General features: G+C 62.7%; 12 protein-coding genes, 3 tRNA genes and 1 pseudogene. 10 read left to right on the forward strand and 6 right to left on the reverse strand.

What is annotated here, in order from left to right; all coding sequences use genetic code 11:
- Positions 1 to 3 precede the first annotated feature (3 nt).
- A tRNA-Thr gene (locus CK221_RS18090) sits at positions 4 to 79 on the reverse strand.
- A gap of 151 nt (positions 80 to 230) precedes the next feature.
- On the opposite strand from CK221_RS18090, the gene CK221_RS18095 reads away from it, so the two are divergent.
- Both CK221_RS18095 and CK221_RS30795 read left to right on the forward strand, forming a co-directional pair.
- A complete protein-coding gene (locus tag CK221_RS18095) occupies positions 231 to 398 on the forward strand; it encodes a hypothetical protein (protein ID WP_082953745.1) in 168 nt (55 codons plus the stop codon).
- Between the two features lie 10 nt (positions 399 to 408).
- A complete protein-coding gene (locus CK221_RS30795; protein ID WP_245430670.1) occupies positions 409 to 981 on the forward strand; it encodes a BA14K family protein in 573 nt (190 codons plus the stop codon).
- Positions 982 to 1,093: 112 nt separating this feature from the next.
- Here the strand turns inward: CK221_RS30795 and CK221_RS18105 are convergent, their stop codons facing one another.
- Both CK221_RS18105 and bhcR read right to left on the reverse strand, forming a co-directional pair.
- Positions 1,094 to 1,642 (reverse strand): hypothetical protein, encoded by a 549-nt coding sequence (locus tag CK221_RS18105; protein ID WP_245430671.1) that lies wholly within the window; start codon positions 1,640 to 1,642, stop codon positions 1,094 to 1,096.
- Between the two features lie 36 nt (positions 1,643 to 1,678).
- Positions 1,679 to 2,500 carry an HTH-type transcriptional regulator BhcR gene (gene bhcR, locus CK221_RS18110; protein WP_067321643.1) on the reverse strand — a complete coding sequence of 274 codons (822 nt, stop codon included), beginning with the start codon at positions 2,498 to 2,500 and terminating at the stop codon, positions 1,679 to 1,681.
- Between the two features lie 201 nt (positions 2,501 to 2,701).
- On the opposite strand from bhcR, the gene gcl reads away from it, so the two are divergent.
- The 3 genes from gcl (at position 2,702) to CK221_RS18125 (ending at position 6,384) form a co-directional block, all read left to right on the forward strand.
- Positions 2,702 to 4,483: a glyoxylate carboligase gene (gene gcl / locus CK221_RS18115; protein ID WP_067321640.1), complete on the forward strand. Its 1,782-nt coding sequence runs from the start codon at positions 2,702 to 2,704 to the stop codon at positions 4,481 to 4,483.
- A gap of 27 nt (positions 4,484 to 4,510) precedes the next feature.
- A complete protein-coding gene (gene otnI, locus CK221_RS18120; protein ID WP_095778688.1) occupies positions 4,511 to 5,308 on the forward strand; it encodes a 2-oxo-tetronate isomerase in 798 nt (265 codons plus the stop codon).
- 155 nt (positions 5,309 to 5,463) lie between these two features.
- Entirely contained in the window at positions 5,464 to 6,384 is a 921-nt protein-coding gene (locus tag CK221_RS18125; RefSeq protein WP_245430672.1) for a 2-hydroxy-3-oxopropionate reductase, read from the forward strand.
- Between the two features lie 102 nt (positions 6,385 to 6,486).
- Here the strand turns inward: CK221_RS18125 and CK221_RS18130 are convergent, their stop codons facing one another.
- Positions 6,487 to 7,350 (reverse strand): RNA methyltransferase, encoded by an 864-nt coding sequence (locus tag CK221_RS18130; RefSeq protein WP_095778690.1) that lies wholly within the window; start codon positions 7,348 to 7,350, stop codon positions 6,487 to 6,489.
- A gap of 200 nt (positions 7,351 to 7,550) precedes the next feature.
- Here CK221_RS18130 and CK221_RS18135 point away from each other — a divergent pair.
- Positions 7,551 to 7,635 (forward strand) — tRNA-Tyr (locus tag CK221_RS18135).
- A gap of 68 nt (positions 7,636 to 7,703) precedes the next feature.
- Positions 7,704 to 7,777: transfer RNA gene (locus CK221_RS18140), tRNA-Gly, on the forward strand.
- A gap of 76 nt (positions 7,778 to 7,853) precedes the next feature.
- Here CK221_RS18140 and CK221_RS18145 read toward each other — a convergent pair.
- The gene (locus CK221_RS18145) at positions 7,854 to 8,306 is read right to left on the reverse strand and encodes a YidB family protein (protein WP_067321636.1); all 453 of its coding nucleotides are present in this window, start codon (positions 8,304 to 8,306) and stop codon (positions 7,854 to 7,856) included.
- Between the two features lie 126 nt (positions 8,307 to 8,432).
- Here CK221_RS18145 and CK221_RS18150 point away from each other — a divergent pair, with 126 nt between their 5' ends.
- Together CK221_RS18150 and CK221_RS18155 are read left to right on the forward strand one after the other, a co-directional pair.
- Positions 8,433 to 8,690 carry a GlsB/YeaQ/YmgE family stress response membrane protein gene (locus CK221_RS18150; protein ID WP_066989559.1) on the forward strand — a complete coding sequence of 86 codons (258 nt, stop codon included), beginning with the start codon at positions 8,433 to 8,435 and terminating at the stop codon, positions 8,688 to 8,690.
- Positions 8,691 to 8,811: 121 nt separating this feature from the next.
- Entirely contained in the window at positions 8,812 to 9,618 is an 807-nt protein-coding gene (locus CK221_RS18155; protein WP_066989561.1) for a sulfotransferase family 2 domain-containing protein, read from the forward strand.
- Between the two features lie 26 nt (positions 9,619 to 9,644).
- Here the strand turns inward: CK221_RS18155 and CK221_RS18160 are convergent, their stop codons facing one another.
- A complete protein-coding gene (locus CK221_RS18160; RefSeq protein ID WP_095778691.1) occupies positions 9,645 to 10,532 on the reverse strand; it encodes a DMT family transporter in 888 nt (295 codons plus the stop codon).
- 283 nt (positions 10,533 to 10,815) lie between these two features.
- Between CK221_RS18160 and CK221_RS18165 the strand changes: the two are divergent.
- Positions 10,816 to 10,893, forward strand: a pseudogene (locus CK221_RS18165) (elongation factor Tu); the annotation flags it as partial.

The raw sequence follows: 10,893 nt of genomic DNA on the forward strand, positions 1-10,893 counted from the left end.
GGATGGTGCCCCCGGCAGGGATCGAACCCGCGACCTTCGGTTTACAAAACCGCTGCTCTACCAGCTGAGCTACAAGGGCACGGCGCTCCGGTAGCACATTTCGTGCGCCAGTAAAGACAAAACTCCGTTTTGGGTTGCTAATGGACCGCTTGGCTTAGTCGGCATGCTGAAAAGCGGCGCGCCGCTTCCTACATCTCTGTCGGGTGCAATGGCATCGAACGGGGTGTCGCATGATCAGATTCGTCATCATCCTACCGCTCATCGTCGTGACCTGGCTTCTCCTGATGAAGGCCGTCAGCGATCTGAAGAAGGCCAACATCGACTGGACGGGCGTCACCACGATCATCGGCTTCATCGTGCTGGCCTTCTGGCTGCGGCACGTGACGGGGATGGGGTGAAGGGGAGTGAATGGTGAATGGTGAAAGGCGGCGTTTTCTCGACCATTCACTCATCCACCCATCCCTCGAACCTTTTGCCGCCGCTCCGCCACAACTGATCGCCAGAGGCGAATGGTCGCCTCGATCAAGGATAGGGGCAGTTCCGAAAGATTTGAGCCGCTTCCGGCCACTCAAAAAAATCAGAAAAAAACTTCGAACCTTTTCCGCGCTGCAACGACAGATGATCAAGAGGCGGATCGATCGCCTCGGTCAGGAAACCAAGGAGGTCATCATGTTCAAGCGCACGCTCGTTTCGACCCTTATCGCCACCTCTGTCGCCGCCGGCACGCTGGCCGGCACCGTCCAGCCTTCGGCCGCTCACGACCATCATCACCGCCGCGAGCTCGGCATCGGCATCGCCGCCGGCGTTGGCGGCTTCGTCCTGGGCAACCTGCTCGCTCAGCAGCCGCGCACGGTCTATGTCGAGGATGGCTACGCCGGTTCCTGGCATGTTCGCCGCTGCATGGCCCGCTATGCCAGCTACGATCCGGGCTCGAACACCTACATCGGCTACGACGGCTATCCGCATTACTGTCGCCTCTGAGCAATTCCAGGAAAAGCGCATAGCGGTTTTCCGTCCGGAATTGCGTAAACAGAGGAGAGCCACCGTCTCGGCAACCGGAAAGGGGGCTTCGCGGCCCCTTTTTCGCCTGGTGCTAGGAGGTCTTGGCCTCGATCGCCAATCCCGCGCTGCGGCAGGCGCCGGCAACAGCAAGCCCGGCATTCGGCGATTCACCGCTCATCGCGACAAGTTCGAAGCTGTTTCCAGCATCCGGGTAGACCTTGGCAATGAAGGCTTTGCCGTCCCTGGAGCCGCCGGCCGAGCGCTTGTCGTCGACAAAGCCGCAAACCACGATCTCCTGGCGGCCATTCAACGTCCGCTCACCGGCAAGCATCGTCCCGAACTTCGCCGAGACTGGATCCTTCAAGTGCTGGCGGACGCCGGCGGTAATGATCTCGTCGAGGGCGAGCGACACCGGTATGGAATCGACGCGTTGCCCGCTGGAGTCAGGCAACGGTGTCGTGGCGGCGCATGCGCACAGTGAAGCGGCGAGCAAGAGTTGAACCGTTTTCAGCATCACGCCCTTTCGCATGCATTCGAACGCCGCGGCAAGACGGCAGGGCCTATGCAGCCGACGGTGTACAGCGATACGTTTAGTCCAGCCGTCCCGAGATGGCGGCCAAGAGCGCGCTGCCCGGCGCATGACGCCGGGGTCATGCGCAAACAAAAGCTGTCGCAGTCAGTAGGCTTTCACGCCGCCGATCATCTTCGTCACCTCGGCCGCGGCCTCGCGCACCAGCGGACCGATCTCGGCCAGGCGCTCGGGCGTCACCCGCACCGTCGGGCCGGACACGGAAACGCCGCCGATCGGCTCGCCGAACTCGTTGAAGATGGCAGCGGCGACGCAGCGCATGCCGGGATGGCGTTCCTCGTCGTCGACCGACCAGCCGCGATGCTTGATGGTCGCCAGATCATGAGCCAGCGCCGAGATGTCGGAGAGCGTCTTGTCGGTGAAGCGCTGCAGGCCGGCCTTGCGCAGGATGGCGGCGACCCGCTCCGGCTCGAGATGCGCCAGCACCGCCTTGCCGATGCCTGATGCATGGAACGAACTGCGCGTGCCCGGCCGGAAGAAGGCCCGGATCGCCTGATGCGTCTCGACCTGACTGACGAAAACCACGCAATCGTCCTCGGCGACGCCCAGGTTGGCGGTCTCGCCGGTCTTTTCCATCAGTTCCTGCATGACGATGCGGGCGCGGTCGACCAGCTTGCGGCGGCGCAGGAAGGCGGCGCCCATGCGGTAGGTCTCGACGCCGATCGACCAGAGCTGGTCGGTCGAGTCGAACTCGACCATGCCGTGGTTCTCCAGCGTCGTCAGCATGCGGTAGGCCGTTGAGGCGGCGATGCCGCTGCGCGCCGCGATCTCGCTCAAGGACAAGCCGCTGGCGTCCGCGACGATCGCCAGGATGCGCAGCGCGCGGTCGAGCGACTGCACTGAAGCCGCTTCCTGCGGGCCGTTGAAGGCACGCGGCCGGCCGCGTTGGCGTTTTTCCGTGGTTTCCATGCACGCATTCTCCGCAATTTCGCGCGGAGCACAATGAAAAAGTTTTTCACTAGCCCGTCGCGGCGATTTTCTGGAAAAGGAAAGGGTCAGTGAATTCAGCCAGGTACAACAGTTTTCTAGAAATGAAAAAATATTCTGAAAAAATTGAAAAATCGGGAACGCGCTGGCATTCTCAGCCAATCAACGAAGTGGAGGCTGAACATGGCCAGGATGCGCGCTGTCGACGCGGCGGTTCTCGTTCTAGAAAAGGAAGGCATCACCAATGCCTTCGGCGTGCCGGGCGCGGCGATCAACCCGCTCTATTCGGCGCTGAAGGCGCGCGGCACCATCCGCCACGTTCTCGCGCGCCATGTCGAGGGCGCCTCGCACATGGCTGAAGGTTTTACCCGCGCTAAGCCCGGCAATATCGGGCTCTGCATCGGCACCTCAGGTCCGGCCGGCACCGATATGATCACCGGGCTCTATTCCGCCTCGGCGGATTCCATTCCCATCCTCTGCATCACCGGGCAGGCGCCGCGCGCTCGCCTCAACAAGGAGGATTTCCAGGCCGTCGACATCGCTTCGATCGCAGCACCCGTCGCCAAATGGGCCGTCACCGTCATGGAACCCTATCTGGTGCCGATGGCGCTGCAGAAGGCGTTCCACCTGATGCGCTCCTCGCGACCGGGCCCGGTGCTGATCGACCTGCCGCTCGATGTGCAGCTTGCCGAGATCGAATTCGACATCGAGGCCTATGAGCCGCTGGTTCCCTTCAGGCCGGCAATGACGCGCGCCCAGGCCGAAAAGGCTTTGGCAATGCTCAACCAGGCGCAAAAGCCGCTGATCGTCGCCGGCGGCGGCATCATCAACGCCGATGCTTCCGATTTGCTGATCGAGTTCGCCGAAGTCACCGGCGTGCCGGTCATTCCGACGTTGATGGGCTGGGGCGCGATCCCCGACGATCACCGGCTGATGGCCGGCATGTGCGGCCTGCAGACCTCGCACCGTTACGGCAACGCGACAATGCTTGAAGCCGACTTCGTCTTTGGCATCGGCAACCGCTGGGCCAATCGCCACACCGGGTCGGTCGACGTCTACACCAAGGGCAAGAAATTCATCCATGTCGACATCGAGCCCACTCAGATCGGCCGCGTCTTCGCGCCGGATCTCGGCATCGTCTCGGATGCGGGCGCGGCGCTGAAGATGCTGCTCGACGTCGCCACCGAGTGGCGTACGGCCGGCAAGCTGCGCGACTGGTCGGGCTGGGCGAAGGAATGCCAGCAGCGCAAGAAAACCATGAAGCGCAAGACGCATTTCGAGCAGGTGCCGCTGAAGCCGCAGCGCGTCTATGAGGAGATGAACAAGGCTTTTGCCCGCGACACCACCTATGTCACCACGATCGGCCTGTCGCAGATCGCCGGCGCGCAATTCCTGCATGTCTACAAGCCGCGCAACTGGATCAACTGCGGCCAGGCCGGCCCGCTCGGCTGGACGCTGCCGGCCGCGCTCGGCGTGCGCGCCGCGGATCCCGATCGCGCCATCGTCGCGCTCTCCGGCGACTACGACTTCCAGTTCATGATCGAGGAGCTGGCGGTCGGCGCGCAGCACAACCTGCCTTACATCCACGTCGTCGTGAACAACGCCTATCTCGGGCTGATCCGCCAGGCGCAGCGCGGCTTCTCGATGGACTACGAGGTGAGCCTCGCCTTCGAGAACGTCAACCGGGCAAACGATCCCGAGGCCGGCTACGGCGTCGACCATGTTGCGGTCGCCGAGGCGATGGGCTGCAAGGCGGTTCGTGTGCGCAAGCCGGAAGAGTTCGCCGGCGCCTTCAAAGAGGCTGAGCGGCTGATGAAGGAACACCAGGTCCCGGTCGTTCTCGAATTCATCCTCGAGCGTGTCACTAACATTTCCATGGGCACCGAAATCGACAAGATCACCGAATTCGAGGAGCTTGCCGAAAGCCACGAGGATGCGCCGACGGCGATCGTGATGCTCGATTAAGGTCCGGCGGAAAGAAGGAGCAAAAGAATGCCGCGTTTTTCAGCCAATCTTTCGATGCTCTTCGGGGAGCACGAATTCCTAGACCGTTTCGATGCCGCTGCGCGCGCCGGCTTCAAGGGCGTCGAATATATCGGGCCGTACGACCATGCGCCGGACGTTGTTGCCGCTCGCCTCAAGAAGAACGGCCTGACGCAGGTTCTCTTCAACCTGCCGGTCGGCGACTGGGCAAAGGGCGAGCGCGGCATTGCCGTGCTGCCCGACCGCGTGCCTGAATTTCGCCAGGGCGTCGCCAAGGCGATCACTTATGCGCACGCGCTTGGCTGCGAGCAGGTCAACTGCCTCGCCGGCATCGCGCCGCAGGGTGCCGATCGCACCACTTTGGAAAACGTCTTTGCCGAAAATCTCGCTTTCGCGGCCGAAAAGCTGGAGCAGGCCAGCATCAAGCTGCTGATCGAGCCGATCAACACTCGCGACATTCCGGGCTTCTTCCTGAATTACACCGATCAGGCGCTGGCGCTGATCGACCGCATCGGCTCGAAGAACCTGTTCCTGCAATACGACATTTATCACATGCAGATCATGGAGGGGGATCTCGCCCGTACCATCGAGGCAAACCTTGGCCGCATCGCGCATATCCAGCTTGCGGACAATCCCGGCCGTCACGAGCCGGGGACGGGCGAGATCAACTATCCCTTCCTCTACGACCATATCGACCGGCTCGGCTATCCCGGCTGGATCGGCGCCGAATACAAGCCGAAGGCCGGCACGGAGGTAGGACTCGGCTGGTTCCGTCAGTTCGCCGGGCAGGGGAGTGCGGCGGCTTAGGCGCTTCTCAACCAGCGTCGCCCCTGCCCCTCACCCTTACCCTCTCCCCGTGAAAAACGGGGAGAGGGGTCGCCAGCGCTGGAGCTTGTCTTATCTCCCCGTCCTTCACGGGGAGAAGGTGCCGGCAGGCGGATGAGGGGCGGCGCCAGCCTTCGATCCATTCGGACAAAGATCTTCAGGAGACCGCAAAAATGGAAACCATCGGCTTCATTGGCCTCGGCATCATGGGCGCGCCGATGGCGGGGCATCTGCTCGACGCCGGCTACCCGGTCATCGCCAGCGACCATCGCTCGAAGCCGCCGGCCGCTCTCGCGGCCAAGGGGCTGAAGACCGTCACCGGCCATGATGCGGTGGCCAGCGCCGCCGGCATCATCATCACCATGGTGCCCGACACGCCGCAGGTGGCGGATGTGCTGTTCGGCGAAAACGGCGTCGCTTCAGCTCTGTCGAAAGGCAAGCTCGTCATCGACATGAGCTCGATCTCGCCGATCGCCACCAAGGACTTCGCCAAGAAGATCAACGATCTCGGCTGCGACTATCTCGACGCGCCGGTATCCGGCGGCGAGGTCGGCGCCAAGGCAGCCTCGCTTACCATCATGGTTGGCGGCGAGGAAGAGGCGTTCGAGCGCGCCAGGCCGGTGTTCGAGAAGATGGGCAAGAACATCACGCTGGTCGGGCCGAACGGCGTCGGCCAGACCACCAAGGTCGCCAACCAGATCGTCGTGGCGCTCACCATCGAGGCGATCGGCGAAGCCCTGGTCTTCGCCTCGAAGGCCGGCGCCGATCCTGCAAAGGTTCGCCAAGCCCTGATGGGCGGTCTCGCCGCCTCGCGCATCCTCGAAGTGCATGGCGAGCGCATGATCAGGCGCACCTTCGCGCCCGGTTTCCGCATCGAACTGCACCAGAAGGACCTCAACCTCGCGCTGGAAGGCGCCAAGGCGCTCGGCGTTGCGCTCCCCAACACCTCGACCACGCAGCAACTGTTCAATTCCTGCGCCGCCAATGGTGGGGCGAAGGAGGATCACTCGGCGCTGGTCAGGGCGCTGGAGCGGATGGCGGGCCACCAAGTGGCCTAGCGAATAGGGGGTAGCGAATAGGGATTGCAGGCCGACGGGCCGCCGTGTTTCGGCTATTCGCTATTCGCTATTCGCTATTCGCTATTCGCTATTCGCTATTCGCTATTCGCTATTCGCTATGAATTTTCGCGCCGCATAAAGGCTCACCGCCGCGGCGTTCGACACGTTGAGCGAGCGGATGGCGCCGGGCATGTCGAGGCGGGCGAGCGCGGTCACCGTCTCGCGCGTCTTCTGGCGCAGGCCCTTGCCCTCGGCGCCCAGAACCAGGGCAATTTTTTCTCCGGCGAAGCTCTTTTCCAGCTCCGCCGATCCCTCGGAATCGAGCCCGATCGTCTGGAAGCCGGCATCGTGCAGTTGACCCAACGCGTCGGCCAGGTTCTTCACCTCGATCTGGTCGATGTGCTCCAGCGCGCCCGACGCCGATTTCGCCAGCACGCCGGATTCGTGCGGGCTATGCCTCGCCGTGGTGATCAGTGCGCCGGCGCCGAAAGCCACCGCGGAGCGCAGGATAGCACCGACATTGTGCGGGTCGGTGACCTGGTCGAGCACCAGCACCAGCTTTGTGTCGCCGAGCGTGTCAAGGCGCTTGGGTTTAAGCGGTTCCGCCTCGATCAGCACGCCCTGATGCACGGCGTCCGAGCCGGTGATTTTGTCGATATCTTTCGGCTCGACCAACTCGGCCTTGAAGGGCAGGGCGGCAAGATCGCCGATTGCCAGACGCTCGGCGGCGTTGCGGGTCACCAGCATTCTTTTGATCTTGCGTCGCGGATTGTCGAGTGCGGCCCGCACCGTGTGCAGGCCGTAAAGCCGCACCAGTCCGTCGGCGGGGCCTTCGCCCGGCGGCACCGGTTGGCGCGGCCGGAATGCCGGCGCGCCGCCCGCCTTCTGGTCGCGATGCGCGCGCCTCAGCTTGGCGTAGTGGGTGTCCTTCGGGGTGCCCGGTTTGCTGCTTTTGTTGTCGCTCATGCCGGCCTCTATAACCGTCCCGGCCGGCTAAGGATACGGGCTGCGGCGACGAATGCCGAACATCCTCGAAAAACCCTGGCCGCGCCGGTTGACACCCACCGGCCTTGCCGCCATAAGGCGCATCGCTGATTTCGGAGAAGATCCTTACTCGGGCTCCGGGTCGGCTGAAATGCCTCGTTGCATGGCTCCGGCGGCAGACTGGAGAGGTGCCCGAGTGGTTAAAGGGGACGGACTGTAAATCCGTTGGCTTAGCCTACGTTGGTTCGAATCCAACCCTCTCCACCACTGCCGGCCCGGAAGCCCTGAAACGAAAAGCACCGGAAGTGTGCCACTGTTTTCCGATGCTAGCGCAGGCGGGTATAGCTCAGTGGTAGAGCAGCAGCCTTCCAAGCTGAATATGCGGGTTCGATTCCCGCTACCCGCTCCAGATCTTTCTCCTCTTATGCCTCAAATGAAAGACGCCGAGCACCCGTGGCGCGCGGCGTGTTCGGCCCGCCTTGTGCTTAGCTGTTGAAAGCCGATGTCACCTGATGTTGTGGCGGGACTTGGCCGTTCGGCGTCAGCTTGTCGACAACGCCGGGCAGCGCCGTGGACAATTGCTGCAGCAGCTCCTGCTCGTTCATACCGGTACGTTGCGCGATCTCGCGGATCACCGCCGGCCCCAGCGCCGAGCCGAGATCGTTGGCGTTGATCGGCCGGTTCTGGCCGGTGCCGACCCAGGAATCGGCTACGCCGCCGTGGCCGGCGTCTCGCAGTCTGTCGAGCAGCCCGCCCAGTCCGCCGAGCAGGCCGCCATCGGCGGAGGTTCCGGCGGGAGTTGGGGCGGGGGCCTGAGCTTCGGCTGGCTGTTCCTCGCTTCTGCCGCTCAGCATCTTGCCGACCAACAGCGCGCCGAGCGCGATCATCAGGGGTTTGGTGATGTTGCCGCCGGGAACGGCGTTGTCAAAAAGGCCCATCATGGATCTCCTATCAACCAAGTCCACCCGGCGCCAGAATGGCTCAACCGGGGGGATTTTCAAGCTGTCTTGAGCTTTTGACAATCATATGAAAATGATTGGCAGCGGGGGGATTGGAGGGAAGAAATGGGCATCATCAGCTGGATCATTCTCGGCGCGATCGCCGGCTTCATCGGCAGCAAGATCGTCAACAAGACCGGTCAGGGCTTGATCATGGACATCGTGCTCGGCATCGTCGGCGCGATCGTCGGTGGCGTGATCTTCAGCGCCTTCGGCGCATCGGGTGTCACCGGCCTCAACATCTGGAGCCTGATTGTCGCCGTCATCGGCTCGGTCGTCGTGCTCTGGGCTTATCACCAGTTCTCCGGCAGGCGCACGCTGTAGAACGGTCGAACGATCGGCGAAACCACGGCTCGATCGCCGTGGTGGGATCGTCAGCCGAGCGCTGGTCGTCGAACGCGACCGCGCTGCGTATTGGCATTGGATGGCGTGGGGCGGAACGGCGATGGCGGTCCAGATTCAAGGCCTTCCAGTCACCTATTATCCAATCCCGAAAAGCGGCACCAGCAGCGTCAAATATGCGCTGATGGCGCTCGGCGGCAAGGAAGCCACTCTGCTTGACCCGGACAACGACGTCCACAGTCAAATTGCAACCAATTGGGCCGATCCGTTCGAGCCGGTCTATGACGGCCTCAGCGGTAAATTCACGATCGTTCGTGATCCGCTGGAGCGGCTGCTCTCGGCTTATTCGAGCAGGATATTGGACACCGATGTCCTACGGTCACGCTCGCCCAACCTTGAGTTGCTCGAGAGCTTTGGGCTGCCGACCAACCCGGATCCCGATACCTTCATCCTCAACATCGAAAAATACTGCGCGTGCTCAGGGGACATCCACTTTCACGTCGCCTCGCCACGCCGCTTCATCGGTTCCAGCCTGTTCCTGTTCGAGCACGTCTTCAAATTCGAGGACATGGACAAGGTCGGCGCCTTCCTGTCCACGGTCAGCGGCAAGACAGTCTCTATGCCGCGGCTGCAGGCAGCCCGGGGCAAGGTCAGTCCCTCGGATCTTTCCCCCGCGGCGTTCAGAAGGGCGATGCGCTTCTGCCGCTACGACTACGGTTTCCTTGTCGACTATTACGATCCGGCACGATGGGGAGGCATCCCCCAAGGCGATCCCGATGAGACGTCCTCGCTGCATGTCGCCGGCGATCTGACGGCTTTTCGCAACGGCCGTCTGGTCTACCCGCGGACGCTGCGCAACCTCGTCGGTTTCCTTGCCAAACGTCCGCTGAAGAAAAGGGTGGGGCTGTAGCGTTCAGCTTTTCAGTCCGGACGACCTCAGGCCACAATGCTCAAGCGCCTCCTTCGCTCGTCGAGCGAGACGATGGCGAGGCCGCTGCCGATCACCAGGAGAATGCCGCAGACGGCGAGCGCGTTGGGGAGCTGCCCGAACACCAAAAGGCCGGAAATCACCGCCCAGACGGTGAAGCAATAATAGAAGGGCGCCACCGCGCTTGTCGGTCCGACGCGATAGGCCATGAAGATGAAGAAGTGACCGAAGATCAGGAACAGGCCGGCGCCGGCAAGCAAAAGGAGATGACGGCCCTCCGGCATCACCCACTGTTCCGAGACAAGGTGTGCGACACCTGAGCCGAGCAGCACGACAACCACGGCGGAGATGGCAACGATCATGCCGGGGACCTCGGCGCCCACCTTACGTCCGGCGAGGTCGCGCGCCGCGGCCAGGGCCGCGTTGCCCAGCGCCAGCAAGGCATAGATGGAAATGCCCTGCATCGTCGGTTGCGCCACCATGACGGCGCCGACAAAGCCGAGGCTGATCAGCGCCATTCGCACGGCGCCGATCTTCTCGCCGAAAAGGAGCGAGGACCCGACCAGCACGATGAGCGGCGTGATCTGCCCGAGCGCCGTCGAATCGGCGATCGGCATGTTGGCCAACGCCACGACGTAGCAGAGGATCGCCGCCAGCTCGCAAAGGTTCCGGCGCAGCACCTTGCGTTCGAACAGCAGCGGGATCTGCCTGCCATAGCCCAGCATGAAAAGCAGCGGCATGCCCCACACCGTGGCGGCCGCGCCACGCAGCAGCAGCACCTCATAAGGCGGCAGCCCTGCGGTCGCGAGCTTCATCATCGTGTCATTGACGAGGTAGGAGCCCGTCGAGACGATCATGAACAGCGGACCGCGGATATTTGCCGGAATGAATTGCATTGGCTGAAGAAATCAGAGCCGGATCGGGGCGGCAATGGGCCAGTTCCGGCCGATCGGGCGTCTACCCGCGCGAAACTTGTCGATGGCTAGCCGAGGCAAGACGCGCGGATTTGAATTCGCCTGTCGCGATCCTATATCCGCGCCATACCCCTGAAATCAGATCATTGGTTCGGCTCGAGCGTGACAACGCTCAACCACAAGGCACTTGTGTTTTGCGGCCGTTGTCGCTAATCGCCCCGCATTCGACTGAACTGAAGGTCAAGGCCGCCCAAGGAAAGAGACTATGGCAAAAGGTAAATTCGAGCGCACCAAGCCGCATGTGAACATTGGCACGATCGGCCACGTCGATCATGGCAAGACG

The organism is Mesorhizobium sp. WSM3868 (genome assembly GCF_002294785.1).
In the GTDB taxonomy this organism is placed as follows: Bacteria; Pseudomonadota; Alphaproteobacteria; order Rhizobiales; family Rhizobiaceae; genus Mesorhizobium.